Source organism: Chitinophaga filiformis, assembly GCF_900102545.1.
Classification (GTDB): domain Bacteria; phylum Bacteroidota; class Bacteroidia; order Chitinophagales; family Chitinophagaceae; genus Chitinophaga; species Chitinophaga filiformis.
The window spans coordinates 316,743-339,842 of record NZ_FNBN01000003.1; the positions used below are offsets into that span (position 1 = coordinate 316,743).

The 23,100-nt window shown below is 46.5% G+C and carries 12 protein-coding genes; all 12 read left to right on the plus strand.

Annotation, left to right across the window (positions count from 1 at the left end; translation table 11 throughout):
- Window positions 1–5: 5 nt before the first annotated feature.
- Complete coding sequence (locus tag BLR32_RS13705; RefSeq protein ID WP_176842270.1) at window positions 6–1,016, plus strand: PorP/SprF family type IX secretion system membrane protein; 1,011 nt, start codon at window positions 6–8, stop codon at window positions 1,014–1,016.
- 26 nt (window positions 1,017–1,042) lie between these two features.
- The gene (locus BLR32_RS13710; RefSeq protein WP_089832665.1) at window positions 1,043–3,355 is read left to right on the plus strand and encodes an OmpA family protein; all 2,313 of its coding nucleotides are present in this window, start codon (window positions 1,043–1,045) and stop codon (window positions 3,353–3,355) included.
- Window positions 3,356–3,673: 318 nt separating this feature from the next.
- The gene (locus BLR32_RS13715; RefSeq protein ID WP_089832667.1) at window positions 3,674–7,765 is read left to right on the plus strand and encodes a glycosyl hydrolase family 18 protein; all 4,092 of its coding nucleotides are present in this window, start codon (window positions 3,674–3,676) and stop codon (window positions 7,763–7,765) included.
- A gap of 259 nt (window positions 7,766–8,024) precedes the next feature.
- Complete coding sequence (locus tag BLR32_RS13720) at window positions 8,025–9,479, plus strand: T9SS type A sorting domain-containing protein (protein WP_089832669.1); 1,455 nt, start codon at window positions 8,025–8,027, stop codon at window positions 9,477–9,479.
- Between the two features lie 159 nt (window positions 9,480–9,638).
- On the plus strand, window positions 9,639–11,252 hold the full coding sequence (locus BLR32_RS13725; RefSeq protein ID WP_089832671.1) for a glycosyl hydrolase family 18 protein: 1,614 nt from the start codon (window positions 9,639–9,641) through the stop codon (window positions 11,250–11,252).
- 77 nt (window positions 11,253–11,329) lie between these two features.
- The gene (locus BLR32_RS13730; RefSeq protein ID WP_089832673.1) at window positions 11,330–12,499 is read left to right on the plus strand and encodes a carbohydrate-binding protein; all 1,170 of its coding nucleotides are present in this window, start codon (window positions 11,330–11,332) and stop codon (window positions 12,497–12,499) included.
- A 39-nt stretch (window positions 12,500–12,538) separates the two neighbouring features.
- Window positions 12,539–14,626: a T9SS type A sorting domain-containing protein gene (locus tag BLR32_RS13735; protein ID WP_089832674.1), complete on the plus strand. Its 2,088-nt coding sequence runs from the start codon at window positions 12,539–12,541 to the stop codon at window positions 14,624–14,626.
- 292 nt (window positions 14,627–14,918) lie between these two features.
- Window positions 14,919–15,503 carry an RNA polymerase sigma factor gene (locus tag BLR32_RS13740; RefSeq protein WP_089832676.1) on the plus strand — a complete coding sequence of 195 codons (585 nt, stop codon included), beginning with the start codon at window positions 14,919–14,921 and terminating at the stop codon, window positions 15,501–15,503.
- A 209-nt stretch (window positions 15,504–15,712) separates the two neighbouring features.
- Window positions 15,713–16,726, plus strand: coding sequence for a FecR family protein (locus BLR32_RS13745; RefSeq protein WP_089832678.1), 1,014 nt, complete (start codon window positions 15,713–15,715; stop codon window positions 16,724–16,726).
- A 294-nt stretch (window positions 16,727–17,020) separates the two neighbouring features.
- Window positions 17,021–20,677: a SusC/RagA family TonB-linked outer membrane protein gene (locus BLR32_RS13750; RefSeq protein WP_089832680.1), complete on the plus strand. Its 3,657-nt coding sequence runs from the start codon at window positions 17,021–17,023 to the stop codon at window positions 20,675–20,677.
- A 12-nt stretch (window positions 20,678–20,689) separates the two neighbouring features.
- Window positions 20,690–22,144: a RagB/SusD family nutrient uptake outer membrane protein gene (locus BLR32_RS13755; RefSeq protein WP_089834157.1), complete on the plus strand. Its 1,455-nt coding sequence runs from the start codon at window positions 20,690–20,692 to the stop codon at window positions 22,142–22,144.
- A 30-nt stretch (window positions 22,145–22,174) separates the two neighbouring features.
- Entirely contained in the window at window positions 22,175–23,086 is a 912-nt protein-coding gene (locus BLR32_RS13760) for a zinc-binding metallopeptidase (RefSeq protein WP_089832682.1), read from the plus strand.
- Window positions 23,087–23,100: the final 14 nt, after the last annotated feature.

Below are 23,100 nucleotides of genomic sequence, written 5' to 3' on the forward strand. Positions count from 1 at the left end.
CAATTATGTACATGACAAAAAAATGGTTTACTGTAGTATTATTACTTTGCCTGGCAGCAGGTTCCCGTGCACAGCAAAGTGTCCAGTTCAGCCAGTATATTTTCAACGGATTGAGCATCAATCCTGCATATGCGGGTTATAAGGATGTACTGCATCTCAATGCCGCTTACCGCCAGCAATGGACTGGTATAGACGGCGCTCCACGTACTGCCAGCGTATCGCTGGATGGTCCTCTGAACAGAGGCGCTAAAGACGCAAACGTTGGTCTGGGTGTACAGGCCATGATGGATAACCTGGGACCTCAGAGCGCGGTTTCCCTCTATGCTTCCTATGCATACCGTATCCGCCTCGATGAAGAGGATACCCGCCGCCTCTGCCTTGGTATCGGCGTGGGTGCAACACAGTATGGCCTGAGTGGTAAAGACCTGGTCTACCTGGATAATGGCGACCGTATCATTCCTGATGGTTCTGCCAAATCTACCGCTCCCGATGCACGTGTAGGTATCTACTACTATACTCCTTCACTTTATATTGGTGTCTCTGCGCTGGATCTCTTTTCCAAATACAGCAGCTCCGGTTATAAATGGAGAGGATATACATATGAAAGTATCAAAAGAAAGCAGCACGTTTATTTAACAGCTGGCTACATGTTCCCGGTGAATGATAAAATTTACCTGAAACCATCAGTACTGTTCAAAACTGACTTTGCAGGTCCTGCTGGTCTGGATGCAACATTGATGATGCACATTGATGAACTCTTATGGATAGGTGGTTCCTACAGAACAAACCTCTCTGTATTCAACAAGAAATCAGTTGTAAGCAATACATCGCTTGACAAAGCCAATGCGGCAAGCGCCATCCTTGAATATTATGTCTCTCCCAAGTTCCGTGTAGGTTATTCCTATGACTACAGCATGAACAAACTGGCAGGTATACAGAGTGGTTCGCATGAACTTTCAATTGGTCTATTATTTAATTCAAAGCTTTTCAGCACATCCAATCCCCGCTATTTTTAATATTTAAAAGATCATCAAATCTCGATATGCTACGTTGTTACGCGATATTATTGTGCACCACTCTGACGGTTCCGGTGATGCTGTTTGGCCAGGAGCAGAAAAGCGTGCGGGTAAGGGCTGATGAGGCTTTTGAAAGACAGGAATATGCTGTTGCAGGATCCCTGTACGGCAGGATCATATCAAAGAAGAAAACCAAAACTTCTATTGATCTCCTGGAGCGCATCGCTCTCTGCAATCGTGAAATCGGTCAGTATGAAGACGCTGCTTTCTGGTATGAGAAAATGGACGAACGTCCTGATTGTCCGCCAGTGGCACACCTGCAGTACGGGGAAATATTGAAGAGCGCGGGTAAATATGTTGAAGCAAAACAACAGATAGCCAAATTTAAAAGTTCAAAAGCGGATAGTATCCGCCTGGCGAATGCTATGATGGCTGGCTGTGATAGTGCTATCGCCTGGAAGACTAACCGTCTTGACATGGCGATGGAAAATATCAAAGAGCTGAGCTCCTCCGGTTCTGACTATGTAAGCGGTGTAACAAGACAAGGTCTCCTGCTGGTATCAAACGGTTACCGTAAGATGACTATGAACCTCCTGCCTGAGAAGAATCCGAAAATTGATACACGTACCAATCAGCCTTACTACAAAGCATATATCTTTAAACAATATTCACAGGGTGTGGCCAATACTTTCGTTGAAGAAGTAGTGCCGCAATTATTAGCCCTGGTACCATACCACGTCGGACCTGTATGTTTCAATCCCAGGGAAGATACCATCTACGTAACACTGAACTCCTGGCAGCAGGATATTGCCAACCGTAAGAAACGCGGTCCGGTAAATGGTGAACGTACCATGATGGTGTTCTGGTCTGTGAAATCAGGTGATGAGTGGAGACCACTGGAACCCCTGAAAGAGATCAATGCAACTGGTTATTCTACCGGTCATGTTGCCCTCAGCCGCGATGGTAAAACCATGTACTTTGCTTCCAACAGAAAAGGCGGTCAGGGTAAAATGGACATCTGGTTCAGTGAAAAACAGAAGAACGGCAGATGGGGTAAACCTAAAAACTGTGGTCCGGTTATCAACACTCCTTTCGATGAAGCATTCCCTACCTATAATGAAGAAGACATGCTGTACTTCTCCAGTAAAGGCCATCCGGGCATGGGAGGTTTTGACATCTTCCGTGTAGCAGGCAAGGGAACTGAATGGCATCGTCTGCAGAACCTGCGTTATCCGTTCAACTCCGGTGGCGATGATCTGGGTTTCATCATGAAGGCGAATATGTATGAAGGTTACTTCTCTTCCAACCGTCCTGGTGGTGGTGGCAGCGACGATATTTACCGCTTCATGGATACGCACTTCACAGAGAGATTCAACAATGACGAAGGTATCCAGCCTTATAAAGATCCGGAGCCGGGATCAAATCCAAACCCGGTAATACTGGCACAGAACAAACCTGCTGAAAAACCAGCGGAATCAGTCGGAGTAGCTACTCCGAAACCTGACGAACCGGTGGTGGTTTCTCCTAGACAGACGGTAACTGCACCGATCAGCTTACCTGGAACAGTAGCTTCGTCAACACCGACAAAACCTGCTGAGGAACCAGTAGTACACTCTCCGAAACAGACAGTAAGCGCTCCGATAGATATTCCAACTACAGTGGCTACTACACAGCACCAGACTGCTGAACCACTGGTAGCGAAAAACGAACCAGCGGGCGAACCGGTAAAGGAACCAGTAAGCGAACCTGTAAAAACACCGGTTAAACGTACACCTCCTGCCAGATCAACTGGCAAGAAACCGGTGAAAACGCCTGCAGTAGTAGCCGCTCCTGTAGTAGCGCCACCAGTAACAGAGACGAAGTCAGAATACGAACCGGAGCCGGTAGCAGAGAAACCAGCTGAGAAGATCGAAACGGTAGCAGTAGCGCACCCGCAGGAAACCAAACAGGATGTTGAAATGTCAGAAATGGACCATGCTATCCAGAGTAAAATGGAAACCATGGAGTTCTACTACGACTACAACAGCGCCATCCTGACCTCTAAATCAAGAAACCTGCTGGATAGGGTAGCCGTAGTGCTGAACCAGTATCCTGACTGGAAACTGCAGATACGTTCTTACACTGACAGCCGTGGATCTGACGCCTATAACAAAGACCTCTCCGCTTTACGTTGTTATGCCGTAATTGACTACCTGGTGAGGAAAGGTGTAGCTTCAAGCAGACTTTACTACGAGAACATCGGTAAAGATCCTAATGATCCATGCGGTAAAGGTGTACCTTGTACGGATGAACAGTATATGCGTGCAAGACGTACCATGCTGAAAATCATTCACAAATAGAATTATATAAAATAAAATAAAGAACGCCCTCCCGGTATTATGCCGGGAGGGCGTTTTGCATATAACAAAAAAAATTATTTTTGGGATGGTACCTTAACACCTTAGGTACGACACCTTTATAGAGAGTCTGGAAAAGAGCGATTCAAGAGACATTTTATATTAACCATACGCCTTAAAATAATACCATTTGCCTGTGAAGACCGGTCTTAGATCTGCACAACTTACTTAGAGAGCAACCCGACGTAATAACAACCTGTGGCCTGGATGTAAGCAGAAATAAACCAATAGGTCCATATCGTTCTCAAAAAACCATCATAAATGAAAGTAAACTTTACCTTTCGTAGCGCATTGCTGTACCACCGTGTAAGGCATGCACTCCTGCTGTTGCTGCTCATGCTGGGCTTATCCCCCCTCATGGCGCAGGTTACTCCGCAGGTGCCTGCGACAACAAAGAACCACAACAAACAGGTGATAGGATATATCACCCAATGGGATGCCTGGAAAGACGTGGCTGGAATTGTGCCCAAAGGGGGGTATAACCAGCTGAACGTGGATTATTCACAATACACCATCCTGAACTTCTCCTTCTTTGGTGTGGCGAAAGACGGTTCGCTGCACAGCGGCGACTTCCGCAACAAGAACATTTACCAGGTAGGCGCCGTACAGGAACCCGGTGCACTGTTAAATGAAGACATTTACAGCAGCTGGGACCTGTTCCTGCTGAAAGGCGAACTGGATGCTCCTTTATATTATATCTCAGAAGGCAGCTATGCTTATACCCTGGGATACCGCAATGAAGGCAGCGGCTGGAAAAACGTAAATACCGGTCAGACCGGCGCTTTCCCTTTATCTGTTCCTAAACAGGGCGGTGCACAGGGCCTGATTGACCTGGCTCACGCAAAAGGTGTAAAAGTAATGGCTTCCATCGGCGGCTGGAGTATGTGTAAACACTATCCTGAAATGGCAGCTGATGCTACCAAACGCGCTAAGTTTGTAGCTAATTGCGTAGACCTGATAAATATGGGCTTTGATGGTATCGACTTCGACTGGGAATACCCTAACGATGCCGGTATGAACATCGAAAAATACAGCACTGCTGACTTCAATAACTTTGCTGCACTGGTAGAAGCAGTAAGAGCAGCTATCGGTCCTAATAAACTGATCACAGCTGCTTTCGCCGCCGCTCCTGCTAAACTGCAGGGTTTTAACTGGGCTCGTCTGAATAATTCAATGAATTATTACAACATGATGACCTACGACTACAATGGCGGATGGTCTAATAAAGCCGGTCACAATGCTCCACTGTACGACTATCCTGGTGCTGAATACAGCAACTTCTCTGTAGACGCTACTGTGAAAGCGTTGAAAGCCCTGGGTGTAAACATGTCTAAAGTAAACATTGGTGCTCCCTTCTATGGTCGTGGTGTAGTAACTACTGGTGCTGCTGCACTGAATGCTGCTACAACCAAACGTGCTGAAACAGTACAGCCGGATGGTCCTATCCAGACCTGCGCTGATTACACCAACTGGCAGAAAGACCTGTGGGATGGTACGCCTAACTACAGCTATATCCTGCAGCAGACAGGTTCCGGATGGACTGAAGGCTGGGATGATGTAGCAAAAGTACCTTACAAAACAAAAGGCAACTATTTCCTGAGCTATGATAACGAGCGTTCAGTAGGAGAGAAAGCTAAATATATCAAGGACAATGGACTGGCAGGTGTAATTATCTGGCAGGTATTCGGTGACATGTTGAACATGACCAGCAGCACCGTTGCTAAGGGCAAGCTTATCTATTGTCCTAACACTACTTCTCCGCTTGTAAACAAGATCAACGCTGTATTTGCTGATGGCACCACTCCAACAAACCAGTCACCATCAGTGAACCTGACTGCGCCTACTGCAAATGCAACATTCACTGCACCTGCCAACATCACTGTGAGCGCTAACGCTACAGACAGCGATGGCAGCATTGCAAAAGTACAGTTCTTCAATGGCGCTACCAGCCTGGGTACTGTTACCGCTGCTCCGTACAGCATTTCCTGGAACAACGTAGCTGCTGGTACTTACAGCATTACTGCTGTAGCTACTGACAATGCAGGCGCTGCTACCACTTCATCAGCAGTATCTGTTACCGTAAAAAATGGTACTGTTGATCCTCCTCCAACTAACGGCAAAGTAGTAGTAGGTTACTGGCATAACTGGAACCTGGCATCTGCTCCATATATCCGCTTACGCGATGTAGACAGCCGTTACAATGTGATTGAAGTAGCTTTCGGTACTACCGGCAGCGATTACTCTACTGTAAGCTTCACTCCGGACGGTACTACTGTAGCTGATTTCAAAGCTGATATCGCTACACTGCAGTCGCAGGGTAGAAAAGTGTTATTGTCACTGGGTGGTGAAACCGGTACACTCATGCTGGCTACAGAAGCTAACAAACAGTCTTTCATTACCAGCATGAAGAATCTGCTGGATAGCTACAATTTCGACGGTTTTGATATCGATATCGAAGGTGGTACTTCTTTACAGCTGAACAATGGTGATAATAACTTCATGTCGCCAACTACGCCTAAAGTAGTGAACCTGATCGCTGCTGTGAAAGACATCGTTGCTTACCGTAAGGCACAGGGTAAAAACTGTCTGTTGACAATGGCGCCTGAAACATACTATGTACAGACAGCTTATGGCGCTACTTATTCTCCGCTGGTAGGTGCCTATCTGCCTATCATCTATGGTCTGCGTAACGAACTGTCCTGGATCCAGCCACAGCTGTACAACACCGGTTCTGTAATGGGCCTGGACAACAAAGTATACAACTCAGCAACTGCTGATTTCATCGTATCTATGACTGAGATGCTGTTACAGGGCTTCCCTGTATCAGGTACCAGCCAGACTTTCCCTGCACTGCGTGAAGATCAGGTAGCCTTCGGTTTGCCTGCTGCTCCTGGTGCTGCTGGTAGCGGTTATACTGCTCCTGCTGAAGTGAAGAAAGCACTGAACTATCTGACCAAAGGTCAATCTTACGGTGGTGGTTATACACTGCGTAAAGCAGCTGGTTATCCTGGTCTGCGTGGTATCATGACATGGTCTGTAAACTGGGATAAAGTAAATAACAGCGAATTTGCTGCCAACTACTATCCTTATTTCTTCGGTTCTACTCCGGGCAACCAGTCTCCGGTAGTGAGCATTACATCTCCGTCTGCAGGCGCTTCTTTCACAGCACCTGCTTCCATCACTATCACTGCAAGTGCATCTGATGCTGATGGTACTGTTTCTAAAGTTGAATTCTATAATGGTGCGACCAAATTAGGTCAGGCCACTTCTGCTCCCTATACCTATTCATGGACTAACGTAGCAGCCGGCACTTACAGCCTTACAGCTGTTGCTACTGATAATGGCGGTGCCGTTGCTACATCCTCTGCAGTATCAGTTACAGTAAACGGTACAGGTAACAATACCTGCGATGGTATTGCCGCCTGGTCAGCTACAGCTGTTTACACTGCTAACATGCAGGTAGTTTACAATGGTAAGATCTACAACGCAAAATGGTGGACACAGAACGAACAGCCTGATACCCACAGCGGTGATGGTCAGGTTTGGGCATATGTGCGCAATTGCGGTGGCGGTACTGGTAACCAGGCCCCTGCTGTAAGCATTACTTCTCCTGCCGGCGGCGCTACATTCACAGCTCCTGCTACAGTAACTATCCAGGCTTCTGCTTCAGATGCTGATGGTACTGTTACTAAAGTTGAATTCTTCAATGGCAGCACTAAACTGGGTGAAGCAACTGCAAGCCCTTACTCTTACACATGGAGCAATGTTGCAGCTGGTTCTTACAGCATCACTGCTAAAGCTACCGACAACGGCAATGGTTCAACTACCAGCGGCGCGGTAACTATCACAGTAGGTGGCGGTGGTAACACCGGTAACTGTGCAGGTGTACCAACTTATCAGCCATACCCTGCGGTGTACAACCTGGGAGATAAGGTGGTATACAACGGTAACCTGTATGAAAGCCTGTCCAACGGTCTGTATAACGTAACGCCTGGTACAGCTGACTACTGGTGGAAACCACTGGGTGCATGCGGAGCAAGTGCTGCAACCGTAGCAGCAGTATCTCCGGTACCTGATAACGTTGCAAATGAGAAAGTACTGGTATTCCCTAACCCGCTGACAGGTACTACACTGAAAGTACAGTTCAACGCTGCAGCAGGTGAGAAAGTACTGATCGAATTGTGGAGCACTGGTGGTGGTACCGCTGTGATCCGCAAACAATATATCGCAGGCTCGAAAGGCCAGCAAACAGTTGATCTGGATGTTTCTCAGGTGCCAGCAGGTTCCTGGATACTGAAAACAAATCATCTGAAGAGCGGTCGTAAGGGCACTGCGAAAGTAGTACGCCTGTAAGCCGTAACTTAGGAATCGGAAATCAGAAACTACGGGTCCCGGCCCGTAGTTTCTGATTCCTGGTTTCTAATCTCTGTTTTCCTGATTATCTGTCAACCAACAACCTATCAACCATATCAAAAGAGAGTCTTATGCTGCTTTTTACATCTGCTGTCAATACTATATTTCACGCGCTCTTTCTGTGAAGCAGGCCATGAGGCCCCCTTCACCTCCCTCGAAATAATTGTTTATTTATTTGTTGACGCTAAAATTCCATCGTATGAGTAAAAATTTTACACAGGTACTTTTTAAGAGCTTTATTATTCCTGTCCTGATTGCAGCCGGGCACCTCACGGTGCTGGCGCAATCAGGTATTTATGGAGGAGGCCCCATTTACAAGAACCGCAGTTATGCCATCAATGAGCTGAGAAATTCAGGATACACCTATGTAGTGGTGTGGACCATTCACATCGATGCCAGCGGTAATTTTAACTTCAATGCGGAATTCCCCCTGGTGCAGAATGGCGCTTATGTGGGGGGCAGTTCCTATCCCAATTTTGTGGATGACATGGCGCGACTGAAGTCTGCGCCCACTACTATCAACAGGCTGGAGTTCTGTCTCAGCGCCTGGGGATCTTCTACTTTCGCCAACATAAAAAATCTCATTGCTTCACAGGGTACCGGCAGCAGCAGTATCCTGTACCGTAACTTCCAGGCATTGCGGAATACCTTCCCGATGGTGGACGCTATCGGCTTTGATGATGAGAGTACTTACGATGTCAGCTCGGCTACCGCACTGGCGGTAATGCTGGGCAATCTTGGTTTTAAAGTCAGCCTGGTACCCTATACCAATTCCGGCTTCTGGACAAGCGTAGCTACCAATACCAATAACCAGCGTGCCGGAACGATTGACAGGATAGATTTACAGTGTTATTCCGGTGGCGCCGGCAACTCTCCCTGCAACTGGAACTTTGGCACTATACCCGTATATGCCGGATTATGGGATGCAGAGAAATCAACGTCACAGGTGCAAAGTCAGCTGAACACCTGGAAGAACAGCTGCAGCGCACGTATCAAAGGAGGGTTTATGTGGCTGTATGATGATATTGATAACAGTTCACAGACAGCTGCTTATGCCACAGCTATCAGGAATGTATTCGGTGGTGGAACGCTCAGTACAGCTGCGGTGACCTTTTACAGGGACTGTAATTACGGTGGACTGGCGATCAGTTTGCCGGTAGGCGATTACAACCTTACCAGACTACGTTCCTTTGGTATCAGGAATGACGATATTTCATCCGTAACAGTAAACAGCGGATATAGTACACGCCTCTACGTAAACGATAACTTTGGCGGCAATTCCCTTGCGCTTACAGCCAGCAATGACTGTCTTGTGGATGAAGGCTGGAACGATCTGGCAAGCTCCCTGATCATACGTGCAGGTTCGGGCGCAAGAACTGCTAATGAGGCAGGACAGAAGACCAGTTTTTCTTCGGCCCCGGTAGTAAAAGGATTTATCCTTTATCCTAACCCTGCAAACAGCGAATTGATACTGGCCGCCGATGAAGATTTAACAGGCGTATTCATGCAGGTATTTGACATGACAGGAAGGTCGGTCATGTCGTTCAGGAACACCATTAACAGGCTGGATCTGTCCAGGCTGCGGCCGGGCGTATATACGCTGGTATTTAACAGGAACGGCAGCAAAGTAGCCCGCCAGTTCATAAAGCAATAACCATTTGAAATATATCCTTGTTACAAGTTCTGCTCTACACTTCTTGTACTTGAGCGTTTAAAGGGAAACACATCTTTGTCCGGAGGCAATGGGTGGAACTTGTAATATGGCAGCACGGTTTCATGACCGGCTTATTTTTTATCCCTCAAAATGTAAAGCATGAAAACAACGAAATGGATCAAGGCGTGTCTGCTGATGGCAGCAGGTGCGTTTATGTCCGTACAGACATTTGCCCAGTTCAAGGTAGTAGGTTATATGCCTTCCTGGTCTGGCAGTGTAAGTGCGATTCAGTACAGTAAACTGACGCACATTAATTACGCCTTCGCATTACCAACTTCTACAGGTGGCCTGCAGGCCATCGAAAATCCTTCCAAATTATCCAGTCTGGTTAGCAGCGGTCATGCCAATGGTGTGAAAGTGCTGATAGCAGTGGGTGGTTGGAACAATGGTGATGATGGTGCATTTGAGTCATTGGCTGCAAATGCGTCCTATCGTACCAATTTTGTCAATACCATGATCAATTTCGTAAATCAGTACGGACTGGATGGTGTGGACATCGACTGGGAATACCCGGACAATGGTGCATCCGCAAATAACTACCTGGCATTGATGCAGCAGTTATCCACTGCATTACATAACCAGGGAAAACTGCTTACAGCAGCTGTTGTTGGTACCGGTGGCGCCAGCATCCTCAATGGAGTATTCAATGTAGTTGATTACCTGAACCTCATGGCTTATGACTATAATAATTACGAACACTCTACTTACAATTATGCATCTCAGTCGCTGTCTTACTGGGTTGGCAGGGGCCTGCCTAAGGCAAAAGCAATCTTAGGTGTGCCTTTCTATGCCCGTCCATCATGGAACAGCTATGCAACATTGCTGTCCCAGGGAGCCAATCCAAATTCCGATTATTTCGGAAGCGACTACTACAATGGTATCCCTACCATCAAGTCCAAAACCAACCTGGCATTCGATCAGGGTGGTGGTATCATGATGTGGGAACTGTCTCAGGATGTTAACAATGGTAACTCCCTGCTGAGCGCTATCTACCAGGTGAAGCTTGACCGTAGTGGTGGTACGAATCCTCAGCCCGGTTCAGTGATCCAGGCAGAAAGTTATACTTCTATGTCAGGTGTTCAGACAGAAGCCTGTACAGATGAAGGCGGCGGATCTAACGTAGGTTACATCGAAACCGGCGACTGGATGGCATATTCCAACATCAACTTCCCGACTTCCGGTACTTATAAGGTAGAGTACAGGGTGGCCAGCCAGAGCACTGGTGGTCAGTTATCACTTGACCTTAACTCAGGTTCAATTGTACTGGGTTACCAGAACATTCCTGTTACCGGTGGATGGCAGACCTGGACCACTGTTTCACATAACGTGAATGTAGCTACTGCAGGTACATATTCTGTAGGTATCTATGCACAGTCAGGTGGCTGGAACATTAACTGGTTCCGTATTACTAAAGTGTCTACAGCTAAAACAGTAGCTGCTGCAAATACAAGCGATGTGGTGTTTGAATACAACAAAGTTGCTGAAAAAGCGCCTTTATTATATCCAAACCCTGTTGCTACTTCACTGAACCTGAAAGGTGACTTCAACCAGCCGGGTGGTATCATTACTATCTATGACCTGAACGGTAAACAGGTGCTGAACGCCAAAGGCGGTGTAAGCAACATCAGCGTAGATGGTCTTCCTGCCGGTACTTACCTGCTGGTATATACGAAAGGTGATAAGAAAGTTACCCGGAAATTCGTGAAGAGATAATATAACCCTGGCCTCCGGCAAAGAGTGTTTCCCTTTTTACACAGTCCCTTTTATTAACCATTTAAACAAAACCCTTTATGATGAGATCACTAAAATTGTCCCTCATGTTAACCGCTGGTCTGGCGCTTGCAGGAAGCGCTGCATCAGCCCAGAACTGGCAGCTGGTCTGGCAGGACGAATTTACGAACAGTATAGGCCCCGATTGGGTATTCGAAACCGGTACCGGTTCCGGAGGATGGGGCAACAATGAACTACAGTACTATCGCCAGGAAAATGCCACTATTGAAAATGGTCAGCTGGTGATCACTGCCAAACAGGAGAGCTTTGGTGGTATGAACTATACGTCCGCCCGTATGAAAACCCAGGGCAGAAAATCATGGAAGTATGGTAAAATAGAAGCCCGTATCGCGATACCTTCTTTCCAGGGCTCCTGGCCAGCCTTCTGGATGTTGGGTAGCAACATCGGTCAGGTTGGATGGCCATCCTGCGGGGAAATAGATATCATGGAACATGTGAACACGAATGCAGAAATAAATGGAACTGTACACTGGACAGGCACCGATGGCAATCATGCTTCCTATGGAAGCACTACGCCAGTGGGAGTAACCGGGTACCATGTCTACAGCATTGAATGGGACGCCAACGCCATTAAATGGTTTGTAGATGGGGCACAGTACAACGTGATCAACATTGCTAACAATGTAGGAAGTACCGAAGAGTTCCAGAGAGATTTCTTCATCCTGCTCAACTTTGCTATCGGCGGTAACTGGCCTGGCTTTACTGTGAATAATGGTGCGCTGCCTGCCAAGATGTATGTGGATTATGTGCGGGTATACCAGAACGGCGGCGGTACTAATCCTGGCTTCTCTACTACTATCCAGGCGGAGTCTTACAGCGCTATGTCTGGCGTACAGACCGAGGCTACCACTGATGCAGGTGGTGGTTCAAACGTAGGTTATATTGAAACCGGCGACTGGATGGCTTATCCAGCCGTGACTATTCCTACCAGCGGTACTTACAAGGTAGAATACCGTGTAGCCAGCCTGAATGGCGGTGGCCGTTTATCACTGGATGTAAATGCAGGTGCAAACGTACTCGGTTACCTGGATATTCCTTCTACAGGAGGATGGCAGAACTGGACTACCATATCGCACAATGTTACTATCAATGCCGGCACTTACAACTTCGGCATCTTCGCTCAGTCAGGTGGTTGGAACATTAACTGGTTCCGCATTACCAAATTGTAAACCATGATCTACTATTAAAAAACGTCAAACAGTTTCCCTATGAACAAAATGTTAAAATATATAGCAGGTACATCATTATCATTACTGGCTGTTTCGCTTACACATGCGCAGCAAAAAGAACCTTACCGCCTGGGCACTCCTGCCGGTCTTCTGCAGGATATCCGCTCACAGGCTCAGAGACCGCATGCAAGACTGGTAAGCGCTACAGAACTTAAAATAGGCGCAGGCGCTGTGCTGACAGGTAAAGTGAACTCCCGTCATACAGATGGCAAAAACATGGAGTCAGTGATCGGTGAGATTGAGAACACACCTGGTTCTTCCTTCTACCTGCAGGTAAAAGATGGAGAAGTAACAGGAAATATCATCCTGCGCGGCAGTAAAAAAGGTTACAAATATTATACAGATAAAACCGGTACCGCCTATGTGAAAGAAGTACCATTGGATGAACTTTTATGTATTGATTATAATAAAGCACCAGATGAAGGCACAGGGGGAAGAACAGCACCGGCCAATACCAGCGTATTGAGCGCACTGGCCCTGCCTGAACTGCAAAGCCTTCCGGGAGCCAATGGCGTGGTATTACTGGACTTTGACGGTCAGTATGTATCAGGTACATTATGGAACAACGGTAATCCTATCAATGCGGCGGCTTCAACGCTTTCAGATGCGGAGAAGCAGGAAGTGTGGGAACTGGTAAGTGAAGATTTCCGTCCGTTCAAACTGAATGTGACCAACAGTGAAGCGGTATATAATACCTATCCTGCCAACAGGAGAATGCGTTGTATTTTCACGCCGACCAATACTGCCGCTCCCGGAGCTGGTGGTGTTGCATACGTTGGTTCTTTCAACTGGGGTAATGAAACACCTTGCTGGGTATTCAACGGTGGCGTAAAAGGCGCTGGTGATGCTGCTTCCCATGAAGTAGGTCATACCTTCGGTCTTTCACACGATGGTCGTACTACTCCTGCAGAGGGCTACTATGCAGGTCATGGCAACTGGGCGCCTATCATGGGTGTAGGTTACTATGTACCTGTAGTACAGTGGAGCAAAGGTGAGTACACCAGTGCTAACCAGCTGGAAGATGACCTGGCGAAAATTGCCAGCAGCACCTATGGTGTTGGTTACAGAAACGATGATGCGGGTGGTTCTACCGGCGCAGCAGCAGCGCTGAATGTTATTTCAGGAGGTACAGTAAACACTAATGGTGTGATAGAGCGTACCGGTGATGTAGATTTCTACAGCTTTACAACCAGTGGTGGTCCGGTGTCGCTGAACTTTGCAACACCTACCCGTCAGCCAAACCTGGACATTCTGGCTACATTGTATAACAGCAGTGGTGGTGTGGTGGCCAGCAGCAATCCTACAGGACTGTCTGCATCCATCAGCGCTACGCTGGGTGCAGGTACCTATTACGTATCTGTAACGGGTACAGGTTATCTGAATCCTGCTAATACCGGTTATTCCAACTATGGCTCCCTGGGTAGCTATGCTATTACAGGTTCTATTTCTGCAACAACTGCAGCTACAGTGTACAAAGATTGTAACTATGGCGGATATGCAGTTGGATTATCTGCAGGTAGCTATACCTTGTCGCAGCTGCAGGCCAGAGGCGTAGTGAATGATGACATCTCTTCCCTGAAAGTGGCCAGTGGTTATGAAGCAATCCTTTACAAAGACGATAACTTCGGTGGTGATGCCTATCTGTTCAGAGGAGACTTCTCCTGCCTGGTAGATCTGTCGCTCAATGGCGCACCGCTGAACCTGAACGACTGGACCTCTTCTATCGTGATCCAGCCTTCTACTGCTAAAGCAGCAGCGCGTACTACAGGCTCATTACAGTATATAGAAAAGATAAGTTCAGCAGCCGCTGCTGAAAGCAAACTGGGTACCACCCTGAACGTATTGCCGAATCCGTTTGTAAATGATGTAGTAGTGAGAACTACTGCAACCACTAAGGAAGGATACCTCTACGTAAGCGTGTTTGCACTGGATGGTAAAACTGTACTGCCTGCCAAACGCATCGTGAACGGTGAGAAGATTGACCTGTCAGGTGTAGCCAAAGGCGTATACCTGATCAGGATCTTCAACGGTAAGGATACTGAAATAAGGAAGATCATTAAGCAATAATAAGCACCCTGCTTGCAGGGATTGTGTAAAAAAGTAAAAAGCAGGGCTACCACCTACTTAAAGTGGTAGATCCTGCTTTTTGCTTTTTACCTTTTTCCCTTTTCTACAGTAGTAAATACATTCCAAATACTTTTAATTTAATTTTTTATGATAAAATAGTACATAATAAAAAGAATTGTTACTATTTTATATGTCGAAAAGATGGAGATTTAACATTGTAATGAAAACCCGGAGCCATTAAAACTGCCGTATAATTTGTATTGGGAAGTACGAATTATATAAACGACGTGATATGAATACACAAGATGCCGAGTTAGTAGTAAAATTAGTAGCAGATGATGTAAGCGCCTTTGATGCCCTGTACTGGAAATATCACCAGGCAGTCTATCGAAATATTTTCAAGTTTGTTAAGGAACCCATTGCAACAGAAGATATTTTGCAGGAGGTCTTTGCCCGCCTGTGGGAAAAGAGAAAGGACATTAATGCCGGCCAGTCAGTTGCCGGATGGTTGTTTGTGATCAGTTTTAACCTCTCGGTAGATTATGTACGGAAGAAACTGCGGGAACACACTTTCCATAAGGAATTATACAATCTGAATATTGAAACCAGCAACTGGGAGGACAATCCAGGTGCTTATGAAGAACAATACCGTTTACTGGAGGATGCCCTTTCCCAGCTTTCTCCAAAAAAACAGAAGATTGTCACTCTGTGTAAACTGGAGGGCAAAACATACGATGAAGTAGCAGAAGAACTGAAGATTTCGAGAAATACAGTTAAAGAACATTTATCTATCGCGATGAGCCGGATCAATGAGTACATACAGAAGAATAAGGAACACAAATATGTACTGTTGCTCCTCTTAATGATGAAAAATTAGTTCGTAAACCATAATGGGCCGCCATTAAAAGAGAATGTAAATGCCACGGAACCAGTGGCAGGGCCCTTATATAATTATATAAGACACATGAAGAGACCAACCTTTCCACAGTCAGACATATTATGAATAAGAATATGTAATAATTCTCGTAAACGCACCCACCCACATCCTTAGGGTCGCCGTATTTAGGATAAATAATCATCAAAATAGTGCAGAACAGGAAGGAATACCTCAAGCAACTGTTGCATCAAAAGGAGTGGAAACAGGAAGACCGGGATTGGCTGCTGCAATATTTGAATGAAAACGATCTTACAGACCTGCAGGAAGTTGCAGCAGAAGCTTATAATGCGGAACTGCACAGTGCAGATCCTGTTCTCGAAAGAGAACAATCAGAGCGTATACTGGAAAAGATCCACCAGCGTATCAGCGCCCGCAGGAAACCGGAACCTGTTGTGAGATGGATCGGCTTCAGTCGCTGGAAAGTAGCCGCTGCTGCCATTATCATCCTGATTGCAGGGGCAGGCATTCTGGGCTTGCTCAGAAAACCCGTAAAGCAACTTTCAGTTACGGCCGGGATGCAAAGGAAGACAGTTACGCTGCCTGATGGTTCGGTTGCCTGGCTGGAACCGGGAACAACTTTAAAATATACCGGCAACTATGGAAGGAAAGACCGTAGTGTAACGCTTGCAGGAGAAGCACTGTTCAACGTAGAAAAAGATGATAAGCACCCTTTTATAGTTGCTTCATCTTTGATCAGCACTAAAGTACTGGGTACTTCCTTTAATATGGAAGCAAGGAATGTAACAGAGGCGAAAGTAGTAGTACTGACAGGAATGGTCCAGGTTGAAGCAAAAGGAGAAAAGAATCAGGAGGATAAAGAGGTGATCCTCACAGCCAACAAAGGAGCAGTATATAACAGTAACACTCATTTGTTGCAAATGTCTGACGCCACCGACGATGCAAGGTTTTATTCGCAGCGGCAGCAGGGACGGTTTATTTACGATGGAGAAGAAGTAATAAAAGTAGTAAACGACCTGCAGAGGTATTATAATACGGAGATCAAAGTAGACGGAAGGATACAACACTGTGCATTTTACGGAGATGTAAACATTGTGGATGACCTGGAAAAGGCACTCGATCTGATCGCAGTGTCGCTGAACGCCAAAATCAATAAGGATAAAAATGGAAACGGCTATATCATTGCCGGAGGTAACTGTCATTAGACAAAAAAGACACAACTAGCAGTTAACCTACCTGATGCCTTAATAAGTATAAATGTACTGAGCATATCCAACGGTATGCTAGCCAGCTTGTTTTATAAATATTGCACACAACCAAACTAAATCGCATTATGACGACCCAGGAACGAACGCCATCAGGTTAACTATATCCTATAAAGTTAACTCAGTAAGCTAAACATGTACTGCACCGCAGCAGGTGCGCTATTGCCCTGGTCCCGCAAGGACCGGTAATGGGGATGCTATTTCCCGAATTGAACCAAAATCAAATCATAACCGATGCTCAAAAAGGCGACCCTATCCCTCCACCTGATGATGCTCGCACTGCTTGTGTTGTTACAAGCCATCACAGTGCCGGCGGCTGCTTCAGGAATACAGGATGCCCTCGACAAAAAGATATCACTCGAATTGAAGAACGTGTTATTAAAAGAAGCACTGGACAAGATCGGCAATCTCGCAGAAGTATCTTTCATCTATGCTGGCAGCAAAATGATTGTGGCCAACAAAGTAGATGTCAGCGCACACAACGAAAAAGTGGGCGATCTGCTGAAGAAATTACTGAAGCCCTTGTCATTATCCTACACGGTGCTCTACGACCGCATAGTGATACGACCCGTTGAAAAAAAAATCGACAACCTCACCGTTCCGGAAAACGACCGGCAGGTAGCACAACGTACGCAGGACGTAAAAGGTACAGTGATGTCTCCTAAGAATGAACCACTGCCCGGCGTAGCCGTTGCCATTAAAGGCGCTACCAGGGGAACTACTACGAATGAAAAAGGTGCCTTCGAACTGAAGAACGTTCCCGGCGATGCAATACTGGTATTCAGTTTCACCGGTTACCAGCAGCAGGAAGTGAATGTAGCAGCTTATAAGAGTGGCGTCATTAACATACAGCTGCAGGAGAAAACAACCAAACTGCAGGAAGTAGTGGTAACAGGTTTCCAGGATATTGATAAGAGTAAATTCACCGGTTCTTCTGCCCGCATTAAAATGGACGAAGCCAAAATAGATGGTATGCCTGATGTAAGCCGTATGCTGGAAGGACGTGTGGCCGGTGTGGCTATCCAGAACGTGTCCAGCACATTTGGTACTGCTCCCAAGATCCGTGTACGTGGCGCTACTTCCATCAATGGGGATAACAAACCACTATGGGTAGTAGATAACGTGGTGCTGGAAGATGTGGTGAATATCTCAAACGATCAGCTGACCAGTGGAGATCCTACTACACTGCTCGGCTCCGCAGTAGCAGGTCTGAACCCCAACGATATTGAAAGCTTCGACATCTTAAAGGATGCGGCAGCTACCGCTCTTTATGGTGCACGTGCTATGAATGGCGTAGTGGTGATCACTACCAAAAAAGGACGCGCCGGCGCTAAACCGGTTGTGACCTACAGCGGTAACTACAGTACGCAGCTGAAGCCTAACTATAGCAATTATAATATCATGAACTCCGCCCAGCAAATGTCAGTACTGGCAGAGCTGGAGCGGAAGGGCATGCTCACTTCTGACATTCTTTCCCGCGGCGATATTGGTGTATATGGTAAAATGTATGAAAAGCTGAATGCAGATGATAAGGGAAATTTTCCACTGGAGAATACACCCGCTGCTAAACGCCAGTTCCTGCTGAGATATGCATCCGCCAATACAGACTGGTTTGACATTCTCTTCAAGACCAGCTTTATACAGGAACATTCCCTCAGTATTTCCTCCGGTACAGATAAAGGACAGTCCTACTTCTCTACCAGCTTTTACCACGACAACGGCTGGACCGTTGCTGATAAAGTAAGCCGTTATACACTCAACTTCCGTAATAACTATAAGCTCTCCGACAGGGTGAGCACAGGCTTCTCTGTACTGGGCTCTGCACGTCAGCAAAGAGCGCCCGGTGCGTTGAGCCGTACCAGCAACCCTGTAGAAGGTCAATACGACCGCGATTTTGACATCAATCCATTCAGTTATGCCCTGAATACCAGCCGTACCTTAACAGCCTATGACGAGCATGGAAACCTGGAATATTTCAGGAGGAATTATGCGCCATTCAACATCATCAATGAATCGGCCAATAATTACCTCAACCTGAATATGCTGGACCTCCGTCTTCAGGGCGACTTATCCTGGAAGGTGGCTAAGAACTTACGTTATGAATTTGTAGGCGCCCTGCGTTATGTAAAATCCTCCCGTGAACACCAGATCTCGGAGAACAGTAATATGGCCAATGCTTATCGCGCTGCCGACAATGCAACCATTGCAGAGAACAACAAGTTCCTCTACCACGATCCGGCTAATCCGGACGCATTACCTGTGATCGTGCTGCCTTATGGTGGTTTCTACAATCGCACAGAAGATCAGCTGATCAACTTCGACTTCCGCAACAGCTTAAACTATAATGCTACTATCGGCGATCGTCACAGTGTGACGGCCATGATAGGACAGCAGGTAAAATATGCAGACCGCCAGAATTCATCCAACACTGGTTACGGTTATCAGTATAACAATGGCGGCGTGCCTTTCACAGACTATCGTATTCTGAAGCAAACTATCGAGAGCAGTTTTCCTTACTATGGTATGAGCAAAGATTATGATCGCTTCGCGGCCTTCTATGCAACTGCTACCTATGCCTACAACAATAAGTATAACCTGACAGGTACCACCCGTTACGATGGTTCCAACAGGCTGGGAAGATCCAGCACCGCCCGCTGGCTGCCTACGTGGAGTATATCTGGTTCCTGGAACGCCGACAGGGAAGACTTTATTCAGAACCTGGGTTGGGTAGATTACCTGACGCTTAGAGCGAGCTATGGACTGACCGCGAGTATGGGCCCTGCTACCAACTCCAACATCGTATTCCAGACAATCAACTCTAAAAGAACTCATCTCGATGAGGTAGAATCAGTGATCAAAATAGCGCATCTGCAGAACGATGATCTGACCTGGGAAAAACTGTACACGACCAATATCGGTCTGGATGGTACCCTGTTCAACAGACGACTGAATTTTACGATCGATGCCTACAGCCGTAAGAGCTTTGACCTGATCAGCATTATCAAAACTTCAGGTATTGGTGGTGAAACTTTCAAAGCCGCCAACTATGCTGATATGGATTCAAAAGGTATGGAAGTGATGGTAGGCGGCGACGTGATCAAAAAGAAGGATTGGGGCTGGAAAACCAATGTCACATTCGGTTATAATACCAACAAGATCACCAATGCCAAGAACATCCCGAGGATCTTCGACCTGGTGGTAGCAGAAGGTGGTAACAAAGAAGGTTATCCCGTAAGAGGTCTTTTCTCTCTCGAATATAAAGGGCTTGACCCCCACACAGGTGCTCCGCAGTTTGTGAACCAGCATGGTGATGTAAGTAAAGATGTATTTCTGCAAGACCTGAATACATCTCACCTGGTTTACCAGGGCCCTGTTGATCCGCCGGCAACAGGTGGCTTCTCTAATACCTTCCATTATAAAGGTCTCTCGATGAACATATTCGTGACCTACCAGTGGGGTAATAAGATCCGCCTGTATCCAGCTTTCAAGACAGCGTATTCTGATCTGGATGCGATGCCGAAAGAGTTCTATGACCGCTGGATCATGCCGGGAGATGAGAAGGAAACACAGACGCCATCTATTCTCGACGGACTGGAACAGGTGATGCTGGGAGGCGCTTATCCTTACAACAACTATAACTATTCCACTGCCCGTGTGGCAAAAGGGGATATGATACGTCTGAAAACAGTATCGCTCACCTGGCAGCTGCCTGCTACACTGTTGAAAAGAACTGCTTTCAACAACATCACACTGACAGGAGCAGCCATTAACCCATGGCTGATCTATTCAGACAAGAAACTGAGAGGACAGGACCCTGAGTTCTTCAACACAGGTGGTGTAGCACAGCCTATACAAAAGCAATTTACTCTATCACTAAAAGTAGGTCTCTAAATAAAGATGGTTATGACGAAATTTTTCACAAGGGTAGCAGTCATAGGAGGCTGTCTGATAACCATAGCCGGATGTAACAAATACCTGGACAAATCTCCGGATAGCAGCTGGACAGAACTGGATACACCTGCCAAGGTATCACAGCTGCTGGGTACTGCCTATCCCCAGGCCAACTATATAGTTTTTGCAGAAGCGATGAGTGATAACGTTGAAGACAAAGGCGCTGGGGTAATTGACAGGACTAACCTGGATCCTTATTTCTTCAATGATGTATCTGCTACAGAACAGGATTCTCCTGAGTATTACTGGCAGGCTTGTTATACCGCTATTGCCGCCGCTAACAATGCACTGAAAGCATGTGAGGCTGCTGCAGATACCAGCCGTTACTCGGCACAGAAAGGAGAGGCACTGGTAGCCAGGGCTTATGCCCATTTCATGCTGGTAACTTTCTTCTCTAAGTTCTACAATGCGGAAACTGCGTCCAATGATCCGGGCATCCCTTATGTAACCGAGCCGGAAAAGGTAGTGATGAAACAGTATGAGCGTAAGACAGTGGCTTACACGTATGATATGATAGAAAAAGACCTGCTGGCAGGTATGCCGCTGATCAGTGATGAGAACTATGCTGTGCCACGCTATCATTTCAATAAGTCGGCTGCTTATGCTTTCGCTACACGATTCTATCTCTTTAAGAAAGATTATCAGAAAGTAGTGGAGTATGCTAATAAGGCATTCCCGAACAATGACCTGGCCAGCAATATGCGACCATGGAATACGACCTATAAAACAATGACCCCGGCAGTGATCAGGGATATCTATGCCAAGGCTTCTGAGAAAGCCAACCTGTTGCTGGTAGAAACACAATCAACGTATGGCCGGTATGTGGCTTTGTACAGATACGGCCTGACCTACAACATTCAGCAGCAGATACTGGGTAGTAATGTAACCGGTGGCGCTTTTGTGTATCCATTGTACTACTATGGCACAAGAGATTACTTCGTGCCTAAACTGACAGAATACTTTGTAAAGGCATCGGTGAACGCGACTATCGGAGACCCTTATGTAATGGTGCCATTGTTCACTACAGAAGAAGTATTATTCAACAGGGCAGAGGCTAATGCTTACCTGGGCAACAATACAGAAGTACTGGCAGATCTGAATCTCTTCGCCAGTAAACGTATCAACAACTACAATGTTTCTACCCATCGTATCACCACTACGAAGATCAGGAATTACTATGGCATCCAGGATGTAAAGAATGGTTTGCTACAGACTATCCTCGATTTTAAACGTGCTGAATTCGTACAGGAAGGACACCGCTGGTTTGACATTCAGCGCTATAAAGCGCAGATAACGCACTACACGGACAAAGGAGAACAGATGGTACTGCAGGCAGATGATAAACGCCGTGTATTACAGATCCCTCTATCGGCCACTACTTCCGGTATAGCCCTGAATCCCAGATAATATCAACCCTTACAAAAAGAACGCATACATATGAAACACATAAAAATATTCTTCTTCCTGTTTGCAATGGTGCTATTAGCTGCCTGCTCAAAAGAAGATGATGATCTCAGTGGTGTGCAAGACATCCCGGGCCTGGGTGGCGATACCTGGGTTCCGGGATCTTTAGATGCCTGGCTGCACGATACGATGACTGTTCCCTACAACATTGAAGTGAAATACAAATGGGACCAGTTTGAATTTGATGTGACGAAGACACTGGTACCACCCAGAGAAGAAGTGGTAGTTCCTGCTATCAGGGCCATCAGGAAAGTATGGATCGACAATTACATCAATGCAGCAGGTGAAATTTTCTTCAAGAAATACAGCCCTAAATTCTTCATCCTGTCAGGCAGCGCCAGCTGGAATGACAACGGTACCATCACTCTCGGTACTGCAGAAGGTGGCCGTAAAGTAGTGATGTACCTGCTGAATGATTTCCGTACCAAGGAGATGCCCGGCTATACCAAAAGAGATACAGGCAATGTGAAACAGATCTTCCATGTGATCGAACATGAATTTGGTCATATTCTCCACCAGACAAAGATGTATCCTCCTGAATTCAAGAAGATCTGCGCCGGTTATTATACAGGCAACTGGAATAACATCGCAGATGCCGATGCCCGGAAAGATGGCTTTGTAACTGCCTATGCCATGTCCAATGAAAGTGAAGACTTCGTTGAGATGATCGCTATGATGCTGATAGAAGGAAAGGCTGGTTTTGACAGGATCGTGAACAGCATCCCGGAGGGATACAGTGTAAATGGTTCTTCCCAGGCACAGGCCAAAGACAGGTTAAGGCAGAAAGAAGCAATGGTGGTGAACTATTTCAAAGCGTCTTACAACATTGATTTCTACAGCCTGCAGGACAATACAAGGAAATCTATTGTACAACTGCTGTATTAAGGCTTTATCAACCA